A 20,989-nucleotide genomic window follows, 5' to 3' on the forward strand; every position below is an offset into this window, starting at 1 on the left:
CAAGCCCGCTTGGTTACAACCCTGTTAGCAAAAACGTTTTCACGATATCGGTTGCGCCAAGGTGCTGATTTGGTTCGATTTTGATATCAGGCGAAAGCCAGTGTTCGTGTATGGAAACGATTATTCCTCTACGCCGGACAATTTGCCGCCGAGCCAGGGGGCGAGCCGCTGCTCCCAATAGGGTTCCGGGCCGAAGCTCTCCTTGAGAAAGTCGATGAAGAGCCGGATCTTGGGATCCAGATGCTCGCGCCTGGCGTAGACGGCGTGCACCGCCATCTTCTGGTTCGGTCGCCACTGGGGCAGCAGGGGAATGAGCTGGCCGGATTGCAACTCCTTGTCCAGCAAGTAGTTGGCGACATAGGCGATGCCGAGCCCGGCCAGGGCGGCGTCCCGCACCGCCTCCGCCAGATCCACCCGGTAGTTGCCGGCCACCTGCACCGTCTGGCGCTCCTTGCCCTGGCGGAACGACCATTCGTGGTAGCGCCGCTCCCGGCTCTGGTAGGTGATACAGTTGTGCTGGGCCAGATCCTTGGGCTGCAGCGGGGTGCCGTGGCTCAACAGATAGTCCGGTGAGGCCACCAGCACGAAGTGGATGTCCGCCAGCCGCTGCCCCACCAGCGCCTGGGGCTTGTCCTCATAGGTGGTGATCCAGAGATCCAGCCCCTCCTCCACCAGATTGGTTCTGTGATCGAACAGGGAGACTTCCAGCTCCAGCCCGGGGTAGCGATCCTGAAACGCCTTGAGGCGCGGGATCACGTGCAGTCGGCCAAAGGACTGGCCGACTCCCAGATGCAGCACGCCACTCACCTTGCCACGCCGCTCAGCCACCATGGAGTCTGCCTCGAGTCCGACCGCCACCAGGGCGCGGCAGTGGCGGGCATACTCCTGGCCGAGCTCGGTCAGAGCGAAGCGGCGGGTGGTGCGCTGCACCAGCTGGGCACCGAGCTCGGTCTCGAGCTGGGCCAGCTGCTTGCTGATGTGGGACTTGGAGACACCGAGCCGGCGCGCGGCGGCGGAGATGCCCTGCTCACGGACCAGGGCATCGAAGATCACCATTTGGGGAAGGCGTTGCAGCACGGGATAACCAGAGTGAGTGGCGGGCCCCCATTATTCCAGAGCCGCCCGGCGAGGCCTAGCGATCGAGGGCCTGTTTCACCGCGGCCAGCAGCGGATCGGCATCCGGACTCTGATTGGCACCGTAACTCGCGATCAACTTGCCGTCGCGGCCCACTAGGTATTTGTGGAAGTTCCAGCCAGGCGCATCACCACCGGCGGCGGCCGCCAGTCCCTTGTAGAGGGGGCTGGCATCGTCCCCGCGCACGGCGATCCGGTTGAACATGGGGAAGGTCACGCCGTAGTCACGGCGACAGACAGAGGCAGTCTTGCCCTCGTCCCCGGACTCCTGCCAGAAGTCGTTGGAGGGGAAGCCCAGCACGATCAGCCCCCGCGCCTTGTAACCCTGATAGAGCTGCTCCAGATCGGCGAACTGGCCACGATAACCGCAATAGGAGGCGGTGTTGACCACCAACACCACCTTGCCTTCGGTCAGCTGACAGAGGTTGTGGCGCTGGGTGCTGTTGAGCTCCCGCTGCTCCACATTGAAGTAATCGGGACAGGCCGCAGAGGCCGCGCTCGCGCCGAGCAATAACAACAGGCTGAACCATTTCATTGACGTGACTCCTCGGGTTTTCTCCATCATACGCGAGAAGTCGCCGTCTGGTTCAGGGATCAATGCAAGGGGATCCCGGTCAGCCAGCCGTGGCCCCAGAAGACCATCAGCGCCGTGAGCGCCAGCCCCGCCCCCACGCAGATCCCCGTTCCCTGCCAGCTCGCCGCCGGGCGCGGTTTCTGCTGCCAGTCCCGCACCGAAATCCAGACGATGCTGACGAGGGCCCATATTCCCACGCCCCCAAACAGCACCAGGGAGCGCGCCTCGCTGTTCACCGTCAGATGGGCCCCCGCCCACAGCAGGGTACCGATGAGCTGGGGGTGCACCAGCCAGCGCCGGAAGTGGTTGGCCCCCTGCCCGGCACAGAGCAGGATCAGTGCGACGGGCATCAGCCCCATCGCCAGGGCCGGGCCCCAGACGGGCAGGAAATAGAGTGGCATGGGGCTGGCGCTGCGCCAGCCGGCGAGGATGCTGGCGATGGCGACGAACACCAGCAGCGAGAAGAGTCCCTTGTAACGCTGCACTCCCAGCCGATCGCGCAGGCGGGCACGGTGGGTCACGGCGAAGCAGGGATAGAGGTGGATCAGGGTAAATAGCACTACCCCCAGGGTCAGCAAGATCATGGGTTGCTCCTCGCACGTTGCCCCTCAGTGTGGGGGGGGATCACTATGCCGCAAAGCATCCGGCCAGAATACAAAAACCATATAAAAGACAGCGGGATAATGAAAAAAGCCGATCCAGGGATCGGCAAGGTGCGTCAGAGCGTTTGCTGCCAGGCAGCCAACCACATCCGCTACACGGGACAGGAAGTGGCCGGCGCCATGCGCCGGCCAGAAGAGGGATTAGTTGCGCAGCATATAGAGGGCCGCGACGTTGCGGGCCGTGAGCTGCAGGTTGGTGGTGGCGGTCGCCAGCGCCTCCGGCAGGGACATGGCGCGGTTGACCACGGCAAACACCGCGTCCAGGCCGTGCTCGTGCACCACGCCGTAATCGTCGGTGAGGCAGCCGGAGATGCCGATCACCGGCTTGCCGAACTGCTTGGCGCAGCGCGCCACCCCGATGGGGGTCTTGCCATGGATGGTCTGGCTGTCGATCCGCCCCTCGCCGGTGATGACGAGATCCGCATCGGCCACCGCCTCGGCCAGCTTCAGTGCCTCGATGACGATCTGGATGCCGGGCTTGAGTTCGGCGCCCAGCAACCCCACCAGGGCGGCGCCCATGCCACCGGCGGCGCCCGCCCCCGGGATGGCCTTCACCTGTTTGCCGAGGGCCTGCTCGATGCAATCCGCGTAATGGGCCAGATTGGCGTCCAGCTGGGCCACCATCTCCGGGGTCGCCCCCTTCTGCGGGCCGAACACGGCGGAGGCGCCTTTCGGGCCGCACAGCGGGTTGTCCACGTCACAGGCCACCTCGATGGTGAGGCCGGTCAGGCGCGGATCCAGCCCGCTCAGATCGATGCGCGCCAACTCACTCAAGGCCCCGCCGCCCAGGGCGATGGGGTTGCCATCGGCCTTGAGCAGCTTGCCACCGAGCGCCTGGATCATGCCGGCACCGCCGTCATTGGTGGCGCTGCCACCGATGCCGAGGATGAGGTGGGTCACCCCCATCTCCAGCGCCGCCAGGATCAGCTCGCCCGTGCCCCAGCTGGAGGTGAGCAGCGGGTTGCGCCGCTCCGGTGCCACCAGGTGCAGGCCGGAGGCCGCCGCCATCTCGATGATGGCCCGCTCGCCATCCCCCAGCAGGCCGACGAAGCCCTGTACCTTGTTGCCGAGCGGGGCTGTTACCTCCACCGGCAGGATGCGCCCGCCGGTGGCATCGATCAGGGACTGTACCGTGCCCTCGCCGCCATCGGCCATGGGCAGCTTGATGTAGGTGGCGTCGGGCAATATCTGCTTGAAACCGGCCTCGATGGCATCGGCCACCGCCATGGCGCTCAGGCTCTCCTTGAATGAATCTGGTGCGATAACAATTTTCATATCAGTTCCTTAGGCGAGACCAAACACGCCAAACATCAGGGTGGAGACGGCTGCAATGGTCAGACCGACGGCAGTTTCGTAGGGGATGAGCTTCAGACGCTCGCTCACGCCCATGTGGACGCTGCCCCCGGTGGCATGGAAGAAGGAGCCGTGCGGCATGTGGTCAAACACGGTGGCACCGGCGTGGATCATGGCGGCGCCGGCCAGGCTGGTGATGCCGAGTTCGATCAGGGTGGAGCTGAACACGTTGGAGGCCACCACGGTACCGGCTGTGGTCGAGGCGGTCGCCAGCGACATCAGGGCACCGGAGATGGGGGCCAGCAGGTAGGAGGGCAGACCGGAGGCGGTCAGGCCGCTGATCAGCACATCCTTCAGACCGGAGTTGGCGATGATGCCCGCCAGGGTACCGGTGCCCAGCAGCATGATGGCCACCGGCGCCATGCGGGCCAGACCGGAGACCGCAAACTGGTTCACCTTGCTAAACTTGCCCATCATCAGGGCGCCGACCAGGCCGCCGAGCGGCAGGGCGATGAGCGGATCCACGACTATGCCGGCGATGGGGCGCAGGGCCAGCAGCAGGATGGCGACCAGGGGTGCGCTGATGGCGGCCAAGAAGCCGGGCAGCTGGGCACCGTCAAAGCTCACCACCTCGTCGGCGGCGACCTTGCTGCCCTTGTTGTTGAGGCGCTTGGCCAGCCAGTAGGCCATCACCAGACCGAACAGGCCAGGGATGATGCCGGCTGCCATCACCGAGGTGAGCGGCAGGTGGAAGGCGTCGGACGCGGCGATGGCGTTCGGGTTGGGGGACATGACGTTGCCCGCCTTGCCGCCACCTATCATGGCCAGCAGGATGGCGGCCTTGGAGAGATCGGCACGGCGGGCGATGGCCAGGGCGATGGGGGCGACAGTGATGACGGCCACGTCCACGAACACGCCGACCGCGGTCAGGATCAGGGTGGCCAGCGCCAGCGCCAACAGGGCACGGGTCTCGCCGAGCTTCTTGACGATGGTCTCGGCGATGGTGGTGGCCGCACCGGATTCGATCAGCACGCCGGCCAGCACGCCGGCCGCCAGGATCCGCATCACGGCGGTGGTGATCCCCTGGGCGCCGCCGATCATCAGGGCGACGGTCTGGGTCAGGTCGGCTCCGCCGATCAGGCCACCGGCCAGGGCACCGACGATCATGCCGTAAGCGGGCGGCACCTTCTTCAGGATGAGGAAGATGGCGATGGAGAGCGCAGCGAGAGCACCGAGCGCGGATACAGGGATCATGACGGGCACCTTGAGTGGGAGTAAGTGGTGGCCATTATGGTGATCCCGGATCGGAAAGCTTTGGCCGAAAAGCCAAAGCTTTCGTTTTCATATCGTCATTTTTTGTTCATATGAACAAATCAGCCGTCGAGATTGAGCCCGAGATAGAGCAGAAATTTGTCATCTAACTTGTTGAAATTTAACCCTGTTATCTGCTCTATCCGGGTCAGCCGGTAACGCAGGGTATTGGGATGAATGAACAAGGCATCGGCACAGGGATGCAGATCACAATCCTGCAAGAAATATTGGCGCAGCGTCTTTTGCAGCGTTCCCTTTGCATCCTCTTGCGCCAGCCTGAGCAGGGGGGCCCGCAGCTGATCCGCCTGCCAGGAGTCCGCTAGGCTGCCGAGCAGCACCGGCAGCCGGTAATCCTCGAAGAAGTAGACCTGCTTGCGCGGCGCCTGGCGCATGCCACGGCGCAGGGTATCGCGGGCGGTCTGGTAGGAGCGGGCCAGGCCGTCGATCTCGGCGAAGTAATCACCCACCCCGATGCGCACCTTGAAATGGGGAATGCGGGCCAGCAGCTGCTTGATGCGGCTGCGCTCCTGCGCCGATTGCCAGACGCCGTCGCTGAGCTGGGCCGGCTTGAGCACCACTATCTCGTCCAGGCCGTTGATGGCCACCAGGTTGTCCCGCTCCGGGTACTCCAGCAGATGCACCAGCTCCCGCAATCGGGCGGGATCGGCCTCTTCCAGCGTCAGCACGGCCACCACCCGAGGCTGGGCCAGATCCAGCTCGAGGAAGCGGGCTGCCTGCTGCAGCTGATCGACCCGCCCCTCGCCGCGGATGAGCTGCAGCACCAGCTCCTCCTTGTGGCGCTTGTCCCACTGCAGCTGCTCGGTCAGCGCCGCCTGCTCCAGGATCAGCTCGGCGGTCATCCGCACCAGCTCGGCGTAAGCGCGCACTTCCTCCGGATCCCCCGAGATGCCGATGACCCCGAGCAGCTCCCCCTGATAGGCGATGGGCAGGTTGATGCCGGGCCGCACCCCCTTGAGCTGCTGGGCGGTGGCCTCGCTGATCTCCACCACCCGGTTCTCGGTCAGCGCCAGCACGGCCCCCTCGTGGCGCTGGTGCAACCGCTCCGGATTGCCGGAGGCGATGATGAGGCCGCGTTCATCCATCACGTTGACCGAGAACGAGAGGATCTTCATCGCCCGGCTGACGATCTGCCGGGCCAGGGTGTCATTTAATTGCATGGGATCTCCTGATCTCGTCGGAGGCAATGATGGGGCCCTGCTCTCCCTCGTTCACATCGACCGGGAACCACAGGATCTTTATCGCCAGACTGACAATCCGATGAGCGAGCGCGTCATTTAACTGCATGGGATCTCCGAACAAAAAACGAGGTAACGCTGCAAAGATGTCACATCATCAAGACAAGCGCGGGGGGGATCGCTAGAATAGGCCACTTTACCTCAGGTGTGCCCCACCATGGATCACGAATCGGCGCCAGACGCCACGCCGTGGTGATGGCCCCACCCTTTCGCTATGGACCCCGCTATGGACTATGAATTTCGCCGCGACCCGTTCGGTGGCTATCGCGCCCGGTTCTCCATGGGCCATGAAGCCATCGGCCAATGGCTGATCGACGAGGTGGGCAAGGATGAGGAGAAACTCGATGAGCTGTTCACCATCATCGACCGGCTCTCCAGCCGCGCCCTGGTCGAATACAGCCTGCCCGGCGGCGACTATTCGCTGTTGCTCACCCATGAAGAGGCGGAGGTGAAAGCCAACGTCCTCAATATCTCGCTGGACGAGGATCTCGACGATCTCGCCTACTACGATGATGAGCAACTGGCCATGTGCGGGCTGGAAGATTTTGCCCAGGTGCTTGCCTCCTGGCGCGCCTTTATCCGCAACGAGGATATGGGCTGAATAACCGTGATGATCGGGCAAACTGCCCGCCGCAAACCAACAGGATTGACTATGTCTATTTACGATTTTGATGACGAACTGCCGGAAGACGAAGAACAGGAATCCACCAAGAAAGCCGTCCCCCCCAAGAAGAAGGGCAAGCAGGTGATGAACACCCAGGTCAACCTGAGCCCGCGCGATGCCAGCCGTCTGAACGGCATGCACGTGGAGGCCATCGCCACCCTGGACGACGTCAGTCTGCCGAAGAACGTCATCTTCAAGGCTGGCCTGATCGCCCTTGGCGAGCTGGAAGCCACCAAGCGGGCCGATATCATCGCCCGCGTGATCGCCGAATCAGGTCGATAAGCCAGCGACCAAGCGTATCGATAGCACCATCGCCCGCGTGATCGCCAAATCAGGTCGATAAGCCAGCGACCAAGCGTATCGATAGCATCATCGCCCGCGTGATCGCCGAATCAGGTCGATAAGCCAGCGACCAAGCGTATCGATAGCACCATCGCCCGCGTGATCGCTGAATCAGGCCGATAAGCATCTGCGCTAAATCAGAAAATTAGTCTTATATGCCGCCAGGATGCCAATGAATGGCACAAGGTCGCTACTGAGATAGCCATAGCCGGAGCCTCTGCTCCGGCTTTTTTGTATCCCGACACGCCCGCCTTGACCGGCAGTACAGGGATCCGACCAGTCTATTGACCCTTGTGTCACGGCAAGGTGGAGCGTTAAGGTGCGTCCCCTCGAAGATGAAGGAGACTCAATGTTGCCACTACCTGATGCCCTGATCTGGGGCACCCTGGCCCTCGCCGTGCTGCTCTGCCTGGCCCACCAGCCGAGACCCGGCCTGATCCTGCTGGGGCTCGCCCTGCTGGCCGCCCTCTGGCTGGGACGCCTCAGCCCCTTCGCCGCGCTGGTCAGCCTCGCCGGCCTGTTGCTGGCCTGGCAAACCCCCAGCCTGCCCCAACCCTGGCGTGGCATAGCACTGACGCTGGTGCTGCTGTGGGCCATCGCCCTGACGCTGCATCTGGTGCCGGGCTTTGACAATCTCAGGGTACTGGATCGGGTGCAGGCCGGCCCCGCCAGCGTGCCCTTCAGCCTGTATCTCAATCTGGACAAGCCACTGATCTTCTTCGGCCTGCTGCTGGCCTGGCCCACCCTGCTCGGCCAGGGAGGCCCCATCCGCTGGCGACCACTGGCCCTGCTCATCCTGCCACTGGCGGCCCTGTTGCTGGCGGCCTGGCAGCTCGGCGCCCTCAAGCCGGAGCTGGGCCTGCCTCACTGGTGGTGGCTGTTTGCCCTCAACAACCTGCTGTTCACCTGTGTGGCGGAGGAGGCGCTGTTTCGGGGCTTTATCCAGCAGGCCATCGCCAAGCGCCGTCAGATCTGGGTGGGCATCCTGATCGCCAGCCTGCTGTTCGGGGCCGCGCACCTGGCCGGTGGCCCGCTGCTAATGCTGTTTGCCGCCCTGGCGGGAGCCTGCTACGGGCTGGCATTCCTGTGGAGCGGACGGCTGAGTGTCGCCATCCTGCTGCATTTCCTGTTCAACTTCGCTCACCTGGCCTTCTTCACCTACCCGCTGGCCAGCCGCTGAGGCCACTGGCATCGCCTTTTGGGCGAACGACGGACAAAAAAATGCCCCGAACACAGGTTCGGGGCATTTTTCATCGACCCGGATCAGTCGACGTAGAAGGTCTGCTGGAAGGTCAGGGTCTGCTGCTGCCCCTCCCCTATGATCTTCAGGGTGAACTGGTAGGTGTCCTCATTGCGATAGGGCAGCACCGCCAGATAGTAGATGGACTCCCCCTCCTTCACCTCCTGAAAACTCAGGGTGCGGATGGTACCGGTCAGGTTCTTGGCCTCGCCGCTGATGCCAACCGCCTGGGCTACCCCTTGCTTGTTCTGCACCGCGATATTGATGATGCCGTTATAACGGCTGCGCTCCAGACCGTAGGCCTTGGCCACCTCGGGGGTGAGGAAGCTGGAGTTGAAGGCGTTGTAATGCACCTGCCAGGGGCCCAGCTCCTTCATCTGTTCGGCCCGCAATGGCAGCGTCATCAACAGTGCCAACAGGCAGCTAATCCAGGCTGTTTTCATGATGTCATCCTTCTCGTGTTCCGCTCTCCAGCAGGGCTTCAATCTCGGCGGGGATCTGCCTTGGCGCCTCTATGGTGACCGTCTTGTGCCGCCCAAGCTCCCCCCGCACGATGCGAACCTGCCCCTTGGCCACCTTGAATTGCTTGGCCAGGTACTTGATCAAATGGCCATTGGCCTGGCCATCCACCGGCGGTGCCGTGATGGCCACTTTCAACTCGTCGCCATGCAATCCGACGATCTGATCCCGGCTCGCCTTGGGCTGGATCATCAGATGCAGCGTCAGCCCGTCCCCCTCTTGCAGGACGGCTGGCATCAGATCATCCACCACAGCTGGCCGAACAGATCTCCTAACAGATAGTTTATGGCCTGCAGCGCGATAAAGGCGACCAGCACCGAAAGATCCAGCCCACCCAGGGCCGGCAGGATACGGCGGATCGGCGCAAGGAAGGGCTCGGTCAACTGATGCATCACGTATTCGATGGGGTTGCGGCCTTGGCTGACCCAGCTCAGGATGGCGCGGATCAACAGCACCCAGAAGATCATGGAGCCCGCTTTCTTCAGCACGGTGAGGAAGGCGAACAGGCTGAGGGTGAGCCAGTCGGTCAACAGCACGTTCATGCTCTTGAGCAGCGCCAGCTTGGCGAAGGCGATGACCAGGGCCAGCAACACCGAGGCCATGTCCACCCCGCCGAAGCCGGGAATGACGCGGCGCAGCGGGATCACCAGCGGATTGGTCAGCTTGACCACCATCTGGCTCATGGGATTGTAGAAATCGGCGCGGGCCCACTGCAGCCAGACGCGCAGCAACACCACCATGAGGTAGATATCGAAAATCGTGTTAATCAGAAAGTAAGCGGTGTTCATCCGGGCTCCTGTTCAAAAAAAGGTTCAGAAAAGAGTTTCCATTTCGGCGGCTCGGGTGACGGCCGCCTGCATGGCACGCGCGGTCAGCGGCATCAGCCCCTGCTCCTGGAAGGTCTTGACGGCCTCGGCCGTGGTGCCGCCCTTGCTGGTCACTTGCTCGCGCAGGGTCTGCAGGGAGAGCTGCGGGTTCTGCTCCACCATGGCGGCAGCCCCGAGCGCGGTCTGCTGCACCAGCAGGCGAGCCTGCTCCGGTGAGAAGCCCATGGCCTCGGCCTCTTCGGCGATCGCCTGCATGAACAGGAAGAAGTAGGCCGGCGCACTGCCCGCCGCCGCGATGACGCCGTTGATGCCTGACTCCTGCGAGGTCCAGAGGGTCTTGCCCACAGACTGCATCATCTGCTCGGCAAAATCGCGATCCTCCTGCCCTATGGCAGGCGGCGCATACAGGCCCGTCATCCCCAGCCCCAGCAGGGAAGGGGTGTTCGGCATGGTACGAATGATGCGCCCATGACCCCCTGCCATCTCCTGCAACCGCTCGACCTTGATGCCGGCGGCGATGGAGATGAGCAGCCTGCCTTCCAGCGAGCCCAGCTCGGCGACCAGGGAGCTCAGCATGCCCGCCATCAGCTGTGGCTTGACCGCCAGCACTATGACATCGCTCGCCCGGGCCGCCTCGGCGTTATCCTGAGTGACGCGGATACCAAACTGGCTGGCCAGTGCGTCGAGTTTGGGACGGCTCGGGTTGGCGGCCAGGATCCGATCCGCCGGATAGCCCGCCTGCACCAGGCCGGCAATGATACTGCGGCTCATGTTGCCCGCCCCGATAAAGGCGAGGATCTTATGCTGCATCTTGCTCTCCTGCTGATGAAATGACTGCGGAGCCCTGCGTGCCCGCCCCGATAAAGGCGAGAGTTCTATGCTGCATCAAACGCTCCTGAATTGATGACGTGAACGCGGACAGGTCTGCTTACCCTGCAGGCGCGCTGCATTCACTGTGCCTGTTTATGAGTAATCACGGGCACCGAAGATGGCGGTGCCGACCCGCACCATGGTGCTGCCATGGGCGATCGCCGGCTCGAGATCCTCGGTCATGCCCATCGAGAGGGTGTCGACGCTCGGGTATTGTCGCGCAAGTTCGGTGAACAGAGTCTGCATACGCCGCATCTGCACGGCCAATACCGCTTCGTCGCTGGTGTGCTCGGGGATGGCCATCAGACCGCGCAGCCTCAGTCGTTCGCAGTGGGAGACCAGCTCTGCCAATCGGAAAATCTCTTGCTCCGACGTACCGGATTTGCTGCTCTCTCCGCTAATATTGATTTGCAGACAGACATTTAGCGCAGGCAGTCCGGCTGGACGCTGGCTGTTGAGGCGCTCGATCAGCTTGTCGCGATCGACGCTTTGCACCCAATCGAATCGCTCTGCCACCAGCCTGGATTTGTTGGATTGCAGCGGGCCGATAAAGTGCCACTCTATGTCTGCGTAGTTTGGTTGGGCACGCAGGGTGTCGATCTTGGCGGCGGCCTCCTGAGCATAGGATTCGCCGAAGCGGCGCTGACCCGCGGCATAGGCGGCCTGGATGTCCTCCAGCGGCTTGGTCTTGCTGACAGCCAATAACTGGATATGATCGGCACCACGGCCAACCCGCCGGGCGGCCTGTACAATACGTTCCTTTACCTGAAGCAGGTGCTGGGCAATCTGGCTCATATTTCGTTCGTGATCTTGTGATGGGAGAATAACAAGTCTATGGATATCACAGAGTTATTGGCTTTCAGTGTAAAGCATAAGGCCTCGGATCTACACCTCTCGGCCGGGGTTCCCCCGATGATCAGGGTTGATGGAGAGGTTCGCAAGATCAATTTGCCCGCCCTGGACCACAGGGAAGTTCACGCCCTCATCTACGACATCATGAACGACCACCAGCGCAAGGAGCTGGAGGAGAATTTCGAGGTAGACTTCTCCTTCGAGGTGCCCGGCATGGCCCGCTTCCGGGTCAACGCCTTCCAGCAGGCACGCGGATCCGGCGCAGTGTTCCGTACCATCCCCAGCACAGTGCTGAGCCTGGACGATCTGGGGGCGCCGGAGATGTTTCGCAAGATAGCCGAATTCCCTCGCGGTCTGGTGCTGGTCACGGGCCCGACCGGCTCGGGCAAGTCCACCACCCTGGCGGCCATGGTCGACTACATCAACGACAACTTCCACCACCACATCCTCACCATCGAGGATCCCATTGAATTCGTGCACGAGAACAAGCGTTGCCTGGTCAACCAGCGCGAGGTCCATCGTGACACCAAGAGTTTCTCCAACGCCCTGCGCTCGGCGCTGCGGGAAGATCCGGACATCATACTGGTGGGCGAGATGCGCGATCTGGAGACCATACGTCTGGCCATGACCGCGGCCGAGACCGGCCATCTGGTGTTTGGCACCCTGCACACCTCGTCGGCTGCCAAGACCATAGACCGTATTATCGACGTCTTCCCCGGCTCCGAGAAAGACATGGTGCGCTCCATGCTCTCCGAATCCCTGCGGGCGGTCATCTCCCAGACCCTGCTCAAACGGATCGGCGGTGGCCGGGTGGCGGCCCACGAGATCATGATGGGGATCCCGGCGGTGCGAAATCTCATCCGGGAAGACAAGATCGCCCAGCTCTACTCGGTGATCCAGACCGGGATGACCCACGGCATGCAGACCATGGATCAGAGCCTCAAGCAGTTGGTCAATCGGGGCATAGTCGCCGCCCTCGATGCCAAGGCCAAGGCGGCCGATCCCAACAGCATTTGATAGGCTTTCACACCCAAGGAGACGCTATGAACATGGATGTTCTGCTGGCTGCACTGGTTGAACAGAAGGGCTCGGATCTGTTTATCACGGTCGACGCCCCCCCCACCCTCAAGGTCAATGGCCGTCTGGTACCGTTGGCGGCCCCCCCCCTCGACAAGCAGACGACCCTCAGCCTGGTCAGAGAGAGCCTGGATACCGAGCACTTCGAGCGCTACCTGCGCACCCGGGAGGCCAACTACGCCATCCATCGCGAGGGGCTTGGGCGATTCCGGGTCAGCGCCTTCTGGCAGCAGGATCTGCCGGGCATGGTGCTGCGCCGCATCGAGACCCGCATTCCCACCTTCGACGAACTGATGTTACCCCCCGTACTGCGGGACGTCGCCATGGCCAAACGCGGCTTGGTGCTCTTTGTCGGCGCCACCGGCGCCGGCAAGTCCACCACCCAGGCGGCCATGATTGGCCATCGCAATCAGCACGGCGACGGCCATATCCTGACGGTGGAGGATCCGGTGGAGTTCGTTCATCAGCACGGCCGCTGTCTGGTGACCCAGCGGGAGGTGGGGATAGACACCGAATCTTTCGATGTGGCGCTCAAGAACTCCATGCGCCAGGCGCCGGACGTTATTCTCATCGGCGAGATCCGAAGTACAGAGACCATGGAGCTCGCCATCCAGTTTGCCGAGACCGGCCACCTCTGCCTCGCCACCCTGCACGCCAACAACGCGAACCAGGCGCTGGATCGCATCCTCCATCTGGTGCCGCAGGAGAAGCACCGCCAGTTCCTGTTCGATCTCTCCTTCAACCTGCGTGCCATAGTCGCACAACAACTGCTGCCGAATGCCAATGGTCAGCGCCGGGTCGCCGCCTTCGAGATCCTGCTCAACACCCCGCTCATCACCGACATCGTCCGCAAGGGGGAGGTGCACCGGCTCAAGGAGGTGATGACCAAATCCACCGAACTCGGCATGCAGACCTTCGATCAGGCGCTGTTCACCCTGTTCTGTGCCGGCCAAATTGGCTACAGTGAGGCCCTTGCCCATGCCGACTCGGCCAATGACCTGCGACTGCTGATCAAGCTGTCCGGCCGCGAGCAGCTGGGTGCAGGCACTCTCGACAACGTCACCCTGGATGAATGAGGGGCGTGTGTCACCGCTATAAAGGATCGTTATGCTGATTGTGGTTTCCCCGGCCAAGACGCTGGATTACGAGTCGCCGCTGGTGACGTCCCGCCATACCCTGCCCGAGTTACTGGATCACTCCGCCCGGCTGATCGGCCGGGCCCGCCAACTGACCCCGGATCAGATCGCCAGCCTGATGAAGATCAGCGACAAGCTGGCGGGGTTGAATGCGGCGCGCTTCGCCCAGTGGCAGCCGGACTTCACCCCGGCCAACGCCCGTCAGGCGTTGCTGGCGTTCAAGGGCGACGTCTATACGGGACTGGCGGTGGAAGATTTCAGCGAGGCCGATCTCGACTTTGCCCAGGCACACCTGCGCATGCTGTCCGGCCTCTATGGCGTGCTGCGCCCGCTCGACCTGATGATGCCCTACCGGCTGGAGATGGGGATCCGTCTCGACAACGAGCGCGGCAAGGATCTGTATCAGTTCTGGGGCGACATCATCACCGAGCACCTCAACCAGGCGCTGGCAGCCCAGGGGGATGAGGTGCTGATCAACCTGGCATCCGACGAATACTTCAAGTCCGTTCGCCCGAAGGCGCTGAAGGGGCGGATCATCACCCCTGTGTTCAAGGACGAGAAGAACGGTCAGTTCAAGATCATCAGCTTCTATGCCAAGAAGGCCCGCGGCATGATGGCCCGTCACATCATCAAGCACCGGCTGACCGAGGTGGCGCAGCTGACCGGCTTCAATGAGGGGGGCTACTATTTTGTGCCGACAGAGTCGGATGAAAGCACCCTGATGTTCAAGCGCGCCGAAAATTAATTACAAAAAGAGGGAACCAACCGCAGGATCCTCGGGTCTTAATCTGTGAATCCTCTGTTGTAAGCACTTTTTATTAGCCGATGTCTATGCATCGGCTTTTTTCTGTCCGCAATCCAGCCAGCCGCACCTTTGCCGACCCTCCATAAACACAACGGCCATCCGAGGATGGCCGTTGCTGCTGCGATTATTTCTTTTTCTTCTTGGCGGACTTCTTCTTGCCGTCCTTCGGTTTCTTCTTCTTCACCGGCACCCGCGCCTCCTTGTGCCTGGGGCGCAGCTCCTCGATCACCCGGCGCTTGAGGCGTTCCTCGGTGTAACGCTCGATCTTGGAGACCATGGCCATGTCGTGAGCCTCTACCAGGCTGATGGCGCAGCCACGGTTGCCGGCCCGACCGGTACGGCCGATACGGTGCACATAGACGTCGGTGCCGTAGGGCATGTCGTAGTTGATGACATGGCTGACGTTGGGCAAGTCGATGCCCCGGGCGGCGACGTCGGTGGCGATGAGGAAGGGCACTTCCCCGGCGTGGAACTTGCGGATCGACTCGATGCGCTTGCTCTGCTCCATCTCGCCCCGGATCCAGGCGCAGGACACGCCGGCCGCCTGCAGCTGGCCGGAGAGCTCCGCCAACCGCTCGCGGGTCTTGACGAAGACGATGGCCTTCTGGGTTTCCGGATCCTTCAGGATGTGGATCAACAGCGCCAGCTTGTGGGCAGCGTCATCGGCCAGATGCACCCACTGGGTGATGGGGCGGCGTTCGCTGCGGGGCGGCTCGGCATGCAGCTCGACCGGATCCTTGAGGATCTCGTTGGCAAACTTCTCGAGGCCGGCGCCCTCCAGGGTCGCGGAGAACAGCATGGTGTGCTTGCGGTAGCGCGCCTCGGCCACGATCCGGTTCACGTCCTTGATGAAGCCCATGTCCAGCATGCGGTCGGCTTCATCCAACACCAGCACTTCGATGTCGTGGCTCTCGAACTCTTCCTTCTCGATGTATTCGAGCAGGCGGCCCGGGGTCGCCACTACGATGTCGGTGGTCTTGGTCAGCGCCGGCAGCTGCTCTTCATGGCTGACACCGCCGATGATGGTCTCGATGCTGAGGTGGGTGTGCACCGCCAGCGCCTTGGCGTGGGCGCTGACCTGCAGCGCCAGCTCGCGGGTCGGGGTCAGGATCAGCATGCGGCACGGGCCCGGCTTGCGGCGCGGGAAGTCCAGCAGGTGCTGCATGGCGGGCAGCAGGAAGGCGGCGGTCTTGCCGGTGCCGGTCGGGGCGGATGCCAGAATATCGCGGCCGTCCAGGGCTGGCTCCAGCACCATCTGCTGAATGGTAGTGGGGCGGGTGAAACCCATCTCGGCCAGGGCCCGGTTGAGGGCTGGATTCAGGTCGAAATCATCAAAGGACTGGCTCATGTCAATACTCGGTCATTTAGGAAACCGCAGATTATAGGCGATTATGCCGCCAGCTCCTATGGCGACTATGGCTTAGTCGCTATAATCGCCGACCATTTTTGGATGTTGCGGGCAGAAGACGGGGGTCAGATGGGACGAAGCAGTGGTTTTACCTTCAAGCAGTTTCACATCGAGCACGATCGCTGCGCCATGAAGGTGGGCACCGACGGCATACTGCTGGGGGCCTGGGCGCCCATCACCGGTGCGCGTCGGGTGCTGGATATCGGCACCGGCAGCGGCCTCATCGCCCTGATGCTGGCCCAGCGCAGCGCCGCCGACTGCCAGATCGATGGTGTGGAACTGGATCCCGCCGCCGCCGTCCAAGCCAGGGAGAACGTGGCCGCCTCCCCCTGGGCCCCACGGGTCAACATCATCGAGAGCGCGATCCAGGATTATCAGGCGCCCCCTTACGATCTCATCGTCTCCAACCCTCCCTACTTCGGAGCTGGCCAGTCATTCAGCGATCCGGCCAGGGCCCTGGCCCGCCACACCGGCGCCCTCGACAGCCGGGCCCTGCTGGCGGCCTGCGACCGCTTGCTGAGCCAGGACGGACAGCTGGCGCTGGTGCTGCCCACCGCCATGGCCGCCGAGATTTTAGACATGTCGACGGATTATGATCTGTATGGCGCTTGTTACGTAGCTGTTATCACCAGAGAGGGTAAAGCGGCAAATCGCGTTTTATTGCGACTTGCTAGAGGATCAAACAGGTGTGAACAGGGTGAAATCCTGATCCATTCTGCTGATGGAGCCTATTCCAACAGATATATCCAACTAGCCCACCCCTTCTATTTGAAGATGTAAATTTTGCCTTGAACTATTTTTTCACATCATTATGCTGAACCTTAAATGAGCGCCCGCTCAAGACCAGCTCAAACCACTGGTCGTGATGAAAAAAGCAGCGGGGCTCTTTTTTTTACCCCTGAGGAATATTACTCAGCGATCAATAAAAACGATAACAAGCAATTGTTTACAAGACAGACGAGGTTGAACTTGACGAAATCACTCACTACGTCCGATGTGCTCGGATTGGGCTTCATGACCTTTGCCTTCTATTTGGGCGCCGGTAACATCATCTTCCCACCGCTGGCTGGCTACATGGCCGGTGAGCACCTCTCCGTCGCCATGCTGGGTTTCCTGGTCACCGCCGTGGGCCTGCCGCTCATCACCATCCTCGCCGTCGCCAAGGCGGGCAATGGTTGGGCTGGCATGACCAAGTTGCTGCCCACCGGTATCGCCACCGCCCTGGCCGTAGCCATCTACATCATCATAGGCCCGGCCTTTGCCGCACCCCGTACCGGTCTGGTGGCCTACGAGATGGGCCTCAAGCCCTTCATCGGCGACATGGGTCAGGCTGGGCTCGCGGCCTACACGGTGATCTTCTTTGGCATCGCCATCCTGGTCTCCATGAATCAGGGCAAGCTGATGGATGCCATCGGCAAGTACCTGACCCCGGTGCTGATGCTGTTGCTGCTGACCCTGGCCATCGGCGTCTTCGTCGCGCCCCAGGGCACCATGCCTGCCGCCTCCGGTGACTATCAGAACAGCCCCTTCGTGAAGGGGATCCTGGAAGGCTACAACACCATGGACACCCTGGCGTCCCTGATGTTTGGCGCCCTGATCGTCGATCTGCTGCGCAAGAAAGGCATCAACGACTACCAGAGCCAGTTCAAGTATCTGGCCATCGCCGGCATCATCTCCGCCATCGGCCTGTCCGTGGTCTATGTCTCCCTGTTCCAGCTGGGGAACACCGCCGCCGGTGTGGCGAACGATGTCAGCAATGGTGGCGCCATCGTCAACGCCTACGTGCTGAGCCTGTTCGGTCAACCGGGTCAATTCATCCTGGCGGCCATCATCACCCTGGCCTGCTTCACCACCGCCGTGGGCCTGATCTCCGCCTGCTCCGACTTCTTCCACAACCTCACCGGCGTGGCTTACAAGAAGCTGGTGGTGGTGCTGGGGGTTATCTGCGCCGTGGTCGCCAACGTCGGCCTGAGCCAGCTCATCAGCCTCTCCATCCCGGTGCTGGTTGCCATCTATCCGGTCGCCGTGGCGCTGGTGCTGGTCACCTTCCTGAAGGGCTATTTCGGTCGCCCACGCCTGGTGTTCCGCTCCGTGCTGGTGGTTGCCTTCCTGTTCGGCTGCCTTGACGGTCTGGGCGCCGCCGGCATGAAGATGGATACCTTCGCCTTCCTGCCGCTGTTTGACAAGGGCCTGGCTTGGTTGCTGCCGACCCTGCTGGCCTGTGGCCTCGGCATGGTGGGACGCAGTGGTGACAAGCTGGCCGCCGAAGCCGCCTGAGTGTCGCACTTTCCAGAATAAAAAAGAGGCCAGCATCTGCTGGCCTCTTTCGTTGGAAGGCTGGAATAACGGCGTTTAGAGCACGGATGCCGGCTTGGGCTTGCCCGCGAAGCCATACCAGTGGGTCTCGACCAGACCTGCATGCCACTGGAAGGTGCCCCAGGGCTGCTCCGCCTGCCAGCGCGGGAAACTGATCCGCACCTTGTTGTCTTCGTACTTGTAGATGGAGGTGCTTATCTGGATATCAGACAGGATAAGCAGCAGCACGCTACCGATGACACTCCATTTCAGCACAGTCCACATGATGATTACTCGAAGCAGATTTCGATGGTGGCACGACCATAATCCGAATCAAACGGCATCATGATCTTGGCCCCATCGGCTCTGTGGGTGATGGTGTGATTGGGGCCAGAGACGATGATGGGGGTCGCCATGTCGAATTCGTAACCTTTCTCCCCCAGCATGCGCTTGGCCCCGCCGGTCACCATGTTGGTGATCTCGCCCACCATGTCGGTGACCTCTTCGTTGATGGAGGTCGGCGCCTCCCCCAGCATGCGGCGCATGATCTCCAGCGCCAGCCCCTTCTCGAAGCTGATGGAGAGCGATCCCCGGGTCTGCGGGCCCACCATGCCGATGAGGCCGGACACATCCCCGCGCGCCAGCTCGTCCGTCTTGCGCTTGGGGGCGCCCGGCTTGAGCTCCAGCTGTGCCATGGTGGAGAGCACGTTGAGCAGAGAGAGCAGGAAGGGGTTTACAAAATCAGCCTTCATCTTGATGTCCTAGGGTGTCGGAACAGCGGGCACATTGACCATGGGCCTCTATGGTCTTGTTGGTAATAGTAAAGCCATGCAGGTGAGCCTGCTCGGAAAAGGCGCTATCGATGGCCGGATCATGCAGCTCGACCACGTCTTTGCAGCGATCGCAGATCAGCAACTGCATCGGATGGGCATGATCGAAATGGCAGCAGAAGATGAAGGCGTTGAGGGATTCCACCTTGTGGGCGAAGCCCTGCTCGAGCAGAAAGTCGAGCGCCCGGTAGACGGTGGGCGGCTTGGCGTGCGCCTCGGTCTGCTGCAACTGGGCCAGCAGATCATAGGCACTGATGGCATTGCCGTGGGCGGCAAGCAGCCGGAACACCTGGCGTCGGGTCGGGGTGAAACGGATCCCCCGTTGTTCGCAGAGGCGTTCCGCCCGTAGTAAGAGTTGGTCTTGGTTCATGATCACGCAGATACCCTGTCAATTAGCCGGATACTATCACAGGGCCCCATAGCCGCGGCGACAAAATTCATTTTCTGGGGCTCCCTCACGTTGTGGTAGAATCCGCCCCCTTGTTTTGCGAACCCGGATGATTTTTATGCAGGCGCAGCGTTTTTCTATCGCCCCCATGCTGGACTGGACCGATCGGCACTGCCGCTATTTCCATCGGTTGATGACCAGCCAGACGCTACTTTATACCGAGATGGTCACCACGGGTGCCATCATCCACGGCAAGGGCGATTATCTGGGCTACAGCGAGCAGGAGCACCCCATCTCCCTGCAGCTGGGGGGCAGCAATCCGGTGGATCTGGCCCGTTGCGCCAAGCTTGCCGAAGAGCGCGGTTATGACGAGATCAACCTCAACGTGGGCTGCCCGTCTGACAGGGTCCAGAACGGCCGCTTTGGTGCCTGCCTGATGGGAGAACCCGCCCTGGTTGCCGACTGCGTCAAGGCGATGCGCGATGTGGTGGGGATCCCGGTGACGGTCAAGACCCGGATCGGCATCGACGATCAGGACTCCTACGAATTCTTGCAAGCCTTCATCGAACAGGTCCGTGACGCCGGCTGCGACACCTTCATCGTCCACGCCCGCAAGGCCTGGCTGAGCGGTCTGAGCCCCCGCGAGAACCGCGAGATCCCGCCGCTGGACTATCCGCGCGTCTACCAGGTCAAACAGGATTATTCCAATCTCACCATCGCCCTCAACGGCGGCGTGACCAGTCTGGAGCAGACCCTGGCGCACCTGCAGCACCTGGATGGAGTCATGATGGGGCGCGAGGCCTATCAGAACCCTTACATCCTGTCGCAAGTAGACAATCAGGTGTTCGGGTTGAACAAAGAGGTGCCGAGCCGGCATGAGGTGGTGCGCATGATGTTGCCCTACATGGAGCAGGAACTGGCCAAGGGCAACTACCTCTCCCACATGACCCGCCACATGCTGGGCCTGTTCCAGAACATGCAGGGGGCCCGCGCCTGGCGCCGTCACCTGAGCGAGAACGCCTGCAAGCCGGGCGCCGGCATTCAGGTGGTGCTGGATGCCATGGCCAAGGTGCCGGAATTCGCCCAATCCGAGACGGTGGAGTAAGCCATGTATCGCTTCACCGGATCCTGGCTGCACAAGGCGCTGGTGCGTCTGTGCGCCGGCCTGCTCGCCATCCTCGGCATCAAGCTCAGCGCCTTCTACCTGCTGGGTCTGTTGATCGTGATCGGGCTGCACAGGGAACAACTGCTGGGCTAGCACCCGCCGTCCTGCCACAGTGTCTAGTCCTGAAATAGGTTTACACATTTTCAGCTAGCTTTTTGTTACTCAGAACCCCCGATGCACCGCGTCGGGGGTTCTGTATTTCAACGCATGATGCGGTCGCTCCAGGTTGTAAATATCCACCGCCTCACGCACCATCTCCCGCGCTTGCGCCAGGTCCTGCGGGCTTTGCAACAACAACTCTCCTTTCAATATCCCGTTCACCCGCTCCGCCAACGCATTCT

At 61.9% G+C, this 20,989-nt stretch carries 26 protein-coding genes; 10 read left to right on the forward strand and 16 right to left on the reverse strand.

Annotated features, from left to right (window positions below; genetic code table 11):
* Nucleotides 1-120 precede the first annotated feature (120 nt).
* The 6 genes from MM194_RS10050 to MM194_RS10075 all read right to left on the reverse strand — a co-directional run bounded on the left by MM194_RS10050 (nt 121) and on the right by MM194_RS10075 (nt 6,152).
* The gene (locus tag MM194_RS10050; protein WP_241343506.1) at nt 121-1,056 is read right to left on the reverse strand and encodes a LysR family transcriptional regulator; all 936 of its coding nucleotides are present in this window, start codon (nt 1,054-1,056) and stop codon (nt 121-123) included.
* A 76-nt stretch (nt 1,057-1,132) separates the two neighbouring features.
* Nucleotides 1,133-1,669 carry a glutathione peroxidase gene (locus tag MM194_RS10055; protein WP_241343494.1) on the reverse strand — a complete coding sequence of 179 codons (537 nt, stop codon included), beginning with the start codon at nt 1,667-1,669 and terminating at the stop codon, nt 1,133-1,135.
* Between the two features lie 59 nt (nt 1,670-1,728).
* A complete protein-coding gene (locus MM194_RS10060; protein WP_241343495.1) occupies nt 1,729-2,292 on the reverse strand; it encodes an NnrU family protein in 564 nt (187 codons plus the stop codon).
* Nucleotides 2,293-2,511: 219 nt separating this feature from the next.
* The gene (locus tag MM194_RS10065; protein WP_241343496.1) at nt 2,512-3,645 is read right to left on the reverse strand and encodes a glycerate kinase; all 1,134 of its coding nucleotides are present in this window, start codon (nt 3,643-3,645) and stop codon (nt 2,512-2,514) included.
* Between the two features lie 9 nt (nt 3,646-3,654).
* Complete coding sequence (locus tag MM194_RS10070; RefSeq protein WP_241343497.1) at nt 3,655-4,917, reverse strand: GntP family permease; 1,263 nt, start codon at nt 4,915-4,917, stop codon at nt 3,655-3,657.
* Nucleotides 4,918-5,036: 119 nt separating this feature from the next.
* Entirely contained in the window at nt 5,037-6,152 is a 1,116-nt protein-coding gene (locus MM194_RS10075) for a sugar diacid recognition domain-containing protein (RefSeq protein WP_241343498.1), read from the reverse strand.
* Between the two features lie 304 nt (nt 6,153-6,456).
* Here MM194_RS10075 and MM194_RS10080 point away from each other — a divergent pair, with 304 nt between their 5' ends.
* The 3 genes from MM194_RS10080 (at nt 6,457) to MM194_RS10090 (ending at nt 8,416) form a co-directional block, all read left to right on the forward strand.
* On the forward strand, nt 6,457-6,831 hold the full coding sequence (locus MM194_RS10080) for a YacL family protein (RefSeq protein WP_033129224.1): 375 nt from the start codon (nt 6,457-6,459) through the stop codon (nt 6,829-6,831).
* Between the two features lie 51 nt (nt 6,832-6,882).
* Nucleotides 6,883-7,176 (forward strand): hypothetical protein, encoded by a 294-nt coding sequence (locus MM194_RS10085; protein WP_033129225.1) that lies wholly within the window; start codon nt 6,883-6,885, stop codon nt 7,174-7,176.
* 409 nt (nt 7,177-7,585) lie between these two features.
* Nucleotides 7,586-8,416 carry a CPBP family intramembrane glutamic endopeptidase gene (locus tag MM194_RS10090; protein WP_241343499.1) on the forward strand — a complete coding sequence of 277 codons (831 nt, stop codon included), beginning with the start codon at nt 7,586-7,588 and terminating at the stop codon, nt 8,414-8,416.
* 83 nt (nt 8,417-8,499) lie between these two features.
* On the opposite strand, the gene MM194_RS10095 is transcribed toward MM194_RS10090, so the two are convergent.
* From MM194_RS10095 to MM194_RS10115, 5 genes are all read right to left on the reverse strand, one after another.
* Entirely contained in the window at nt 8,500-8,919 is a 420-nt protein-coding gene (locus MM194_RS10095) for a DUF4426 domain-containing protein (RefSeq protein WP_033129227.1), read from the reverse strand.
* A 4-nt stretch (nt 8,920-8,923) separates the two neighbouring features.
* The gene (gene yggU / locus MM194_RS10100; protein WP_033129228.1) at nt 8,924-9,232 is read right to left on the reverse strand and encodes a DUF167 family protein YggU; all 309 of its coding nucleotides are present in this window, start codon (nt 9,230-9,232) and stop codon (nt 8,924-8,926) included.
* Nucleotides 9,232-9,783, reverse strand: coding sequence for a YggT family protein (locus MM194_RS10105; protein ID WP_241343500.1), 552 nt, complete (start codon nt 9,781-9,783; stop codon nt 9,232-9,234). Before MM194_RS10105 ends, yggU begins: the two co-directional genes overlap by 1 nt.
* Nucleotides 9,784-9,807: 24 nt before the next feature.
* Nucleotides 9,808-10,632: a pyrroline-5-carboxylate reductase gene (gene proC / locus MM194_RS10110; RefSeq protein ID WP_033129230.1), complete on the reverse strand. Its 825-nt coding sequence runs from the start codon at nt 10,630-10,632 to the stop codon at nt 9,808-9,810.
* A 153-nt stretch (nt 10,633-10,785) separates the two neighbouring features.
* Nucleotides 10,786-11,487, reverse strand: coding sequence for a YggS family pyridoxal phosphate-dependent enzyme (locus MM194_RS10115; RefSeq protein WP_241343501.1), 702 nt, complete (start codon nt 11,485-11,487; stop codon nt 10,786-10,788).
* 39 nt (nt 11,488-11,526) lie between these two features.
* On the opposite strand from MM194_RS10115, the gene tapT reads away from it, so the two are divergent.
* From tapT to yaaA, 3 genes are read left to right on the forward strand one after another with little or no spacing between them, the layout of a single operon-like run.
* Nucleotides 11,527-12,561, forward strand: coding sequence for a type IVa pilus ATPase TapT (tapT, locus tag MM194_RS10120; protein ID WP_033129232.1), 1,035 nt, complete (start codon nt 11,527-11,529; stop codon nt 12,559-12,561).
* Between the two features lie 26 nt (nt 12,562-12,587).
* A complete protein-coding gene (locus tag MM194_RS10125) occupies nt 12,588-13,697 on the forward strand; it encodes a PilT/PilU family type 4a pilus ATPase (protein WP_033129233.1) in 1,110 nt (369 codons plus the stop codon).
* 31 nt (nt 13,698-13,728) lie between these two features.
* On the forward strand, nt 13,729-14,502 hold the full coding sequence (gene yaaA, locus MM194_RS10130; protein WP_033129234.1) for a peroxide stress protein YaaA: 774 nt from the start codon (nt 13,729-13,731) through the stop codon (nt 14,500-14,502).
* A 184-nt stretch (nt 14,503-14,686) separates the two neighbouring features.
* Here the strand turns inward: yaaA and srmB are convergent, their stop codons facing one another.
* The gene (srmB, locus tag MM194_RS10135) at nt 14,687-15,910 is read right to left on the reverse strand and encodes an ATP-dependent RNA helicase SrmB (RefSeq protein ID WP_033129235.1); all 1,224 of its coding nucleotides are present in this window, start codon (nt 15,908-15,910) and stop codon (nt 14,687-14,689) included.
* Nucleotides 15,911-16,039: 129 nt separating this feature from the next.
* On the opposite strand from srmB, the gene MM194_RS10140 reads away from it, so the two are divergent.
* Nucleotides 16,040-16,750, forward strand: coding sequence for a tRNA1(Val) (adenine(37)-N6)-methyltransferase (locus MM194_RS10140; protein ID WP_033129236.1), 711 nt, complete (start codon nt 16,040-16,042; stop codon nt 16,748-16,750).
* Nucleotides 16,751-16,984: 234 nt separating this feature from the next.
* Complete coding sequence (gene brnQ / locus MM194_RS10145) at nt 16,985-18,247, forward strand: branched-chain amino acid transport system II carrier protein (protein WP_241343507.1); 1,263 nt, start codon at nt 16,985-16,987, stop codon at nt 18,245-18,247.
* Between the two features lie 75 nt (nt 18,248-18,322).
* Here brnQ and MM194_RS10150 read toward each other — a convergent pair whose 3' ends face one another.
* The 3 genes from MM194_RS10150 to zur are packed head-to-tail and all read right to left on the reverse strand — an operon-like array spanning nt 18,323 to nt 19,465.
* Nucleotides 18,323-18,550 carry a hypothetical protein gene (locus tag MM194_RS10150; protein ID WP_241343502.1) on the reverse strand — a complete coding sequence of 76 codons (228 nt, stop codon included), beginning with the start codon at nt 18,548-18,550 and terminating at the stop codon, nt 18,323-18,325.
* 5 nt (nt 18,551-18,555) lie between these two features.
* Complete coding sequence (locus MM194_RS10155; protein WP_033129238.1) at nt 18,556-19,017, reverse strand: chemotaxis protein CheX; 462 nt, start codon at nt 19,015-19,017, stop codon at nt 18,556-18,558.
* Nucleotides 19,007-19,465, reverse strand: a complete 459-nt coding sequence (gene zur / locus MM194_RS10160) for a zinc uptake transcriptional repressor Zur (RefSeq protein WP_033129245.1) — start codon at nt 19,463-19,465, stop codon at nt 19,007-19,009. The genes MM194_RS10155 and zur overlap by 11 nt, the downstream gene beginning before the upstream one ends.
* Before the next feature lie 136 nt (nt 19,466-19,601).
* Between zur and dusA the strand changes: the two genes are divergently transcribed.
* On the forward strand, nt 19,602-20,588 hold the full coding sequence (gene dusA, locus MM194_RS10165; protein ID WP_241343503.1) for a tRNA dihydrouridine(20/20a) synthase DusA: 987 nt from the start codon (nt 19,602-19,604) through the stop codon (nt 20,586-20,588).
* A 3-nt stretch (nt 20,589-20,591) separates the two neighbouring features.
* Complete coding sequence (locus MM194_RS10170; RefSeq protein ID WP_152599020.1) at nt 20,592-20,741, forward strand: hypothetical protein; 150 nt, start codon at nt 20,592-20,594, stop codon at nt 20,739-20,741.
* 69 nt (nt 20,742-20,810) lie between these two features.
* On the opposite strand, the gene MM194_RS10175 is transcribed toward MM194_RS10170, so the two are convergent.
* Nucleotides 20,811-20,989: transposase (locus MM194_RS10175; protein ID WP_241343508.1), on the reverse strand; the 179-nt coding region annotated here is incomplete at its 5' end.

Origin of the sequence: Aeromonas sp. MR16 (genome assembly GCF_022549315.1) — a bacterium.
Lineage (GTDB): Bacteria > Pseudomonadota > Gammaproteobacteria > Enterobacterales > Aeromonadaceae > Aeromonas > Aeromonas aquatica.

Excerpts from the sequence above, each read along its gene's own strand:
- MM194_RS10050 (WP_241343506.1), bottom strand. The coding sequence starts at position 1,056 with ATGGTGATCTTCGATGCCCTGGTCCGTGAGCAGGGCATCTCCGCCGCC.
- MM194_RS10090 (WP_241343499.1), top strand. The coding sequence starts at position 7,586 with ATGTTGCCACTACCTGATGCCCTGATCTGGGGCACCCTGGCCCTCGCC.
- MM194_RS10085 (WP_033129225.1), top strand. The coding sequence starts at position 6,883 with ATGTCTATTTACGATTTTGATGACGAACTGCCGGAAGACGAAGAACAG.
- MM194_RS10105 (WP_241343500.1), bottom strand. The coding sequence starts at position 9,783 with ATGAACACCGCTTACTTTCTGATTAACACGATTTTCGATATCTACCTC.
- yggU (WP_033129228.1), bottom strand. The coding sequence starts at position 9,232 with ATGCCAGCCGTCCTGCAAGAGGGGGACGGGCTGACGCTGCATCTGATG.
- MM194_RS10055 (WP_241343494.1), bottom strand. The coding sequence starts at position 1,669 with ATGAAATGGTTCAGCCTGTTGTTATTGCTCGGCGCGAGCGCGGCCTCT.
- MM194_RS10155 (WP_033129238.1), bottom strand. The coding sequence starts at position 19,017 with ATGAAGGCTGATTTTGTAAACCCCTTCCTGCTCTCTCTGCTCAACGTG.
- MM194_RS10065 (WP_241343496.1), bottom strand. The coding sequence starts at position 3,645 with ATGAAAATTGTTATCGCACCAGATTCATTCAAGGAGAGCCTGAGCGCC.
- brnQ (WP_241343507.1), top strand. The coding sequence starts at position 16,985 with ATGACCTTTGCCTTCTATTTGGGCGCCGGTAACATCATCTTCCCACCG.
- MM194_RS10140 (WP_033129236.1), top strand. The coding sequence starts at position 16,040 with ATGGGACGAAGCAGTGGTTTTACCTTCAAGCAGTTTCACATCGAGCAC.
- MM194_RS10170 (WP_152599020.1), top strand. The coding sequence starts at position 20,592 with ATGTATCGCTTCACCGGATCCTGGCTGCACAAGGCGCTGGTGCGTCTG.
- zur (WP_033129245.1), bottom strand. The coding sequence starts at position 19,465 with ATGAACCAAGACCAACTCTTACTACGGGCGGAACGCCTCTGCGAACAA.
- MM194_RS10095 (WP_033129227.1), bottom strand. The coding sequence starts at position 8,919 with ATGAAAACAGCCTGGATTAGCTGCCTGTTGGCACTGTTGATGACGCTG.
- MM194_RS10150 (WP_241343502.1), bottom strand. The coding sequence starts at position 18,550 with ATGTGGACTGTGCTGAAATGGAGTGTCATCGGTAGCGTGCTGCTGCTT.
- MM194_RS10075 (WP_241343498.1), bottom strand. The coding sequence starts at position 6,152 with ATGCAATTAAATGACACCCTGGCCCGGCAGATCGTCAGCCGGGCGATG.
- tapT (WP_033129232.1), top strand. The coding sequence starts at position 11,527 with ATGGATATCACAGAGTTATTGGCTTTCAGTGTAAAGCATAAGGCCTCG.
- MM194_RS10115 (WP_241343501.1), bottom strand. The coding sequence starts at position 11,487 with ATGAGCCAGATTGCCCAGCACCTGCTTCAGGTAAAGGAACGTATTGTA.
- proC (WP_033129230.1), bottom strand. The coding sequence starts at position 10,632 with ATGCAGCATAAGATCCTCGCCTTTATCGGGGCGGGCAACATGAGCCGC.
- srmB (WP_033129235.1), bottom strand. The coding sequence starts at position 15,910 with ATGAGCCAGTCCTTTGATGATTTCGACCTGAATCCAGCCCTCAACCGG.
- MM194_RS10060 (WP_241343495.1), bottom strand. The coding sequence starts at position 2,292 with ATGATCTTGCTGACCCTGGGGGTAGTGCTATTTACCCTGATCCACCTC.
- MM194_RS10125 (WP_033129233.1), top strand. The coding sequence starts at position 12,588 with ATGAACATGGATGTTCTGCTGGCTGCACTGGTTGAACAGAAGGGCTCG.
- MM194_RS10070 (WP_241343497.1), bottom strand. The coding sequence starts at position 4,917 with ATGATCCCTGTATCCGCGCTCGGTGCTCTCGCTGCGCTCTCCATCGCC.
- dusA (WP_241343503.1), top strand. The coding sequence starts at position 19,602 with ATGCAGGCGCAGCGTTTTTCTATCGCCCCCATGCTGGACTGGACCGAT.
- MM194_RS10080 (WP_033129224.1), top strand. The coding sequence starts at position 6,457 with ATGGACTATGAATTTCGCCGCGACCCGTTCGGTGGCTATCGCGCCCGG.
- yaaA (WP_033129234.1), top strand. The coding sequence starts at position 13,729 with ATGCTGATTGTGGTTTCCCCGGCCAAGACGCTGGATTACGAGTCGCCG.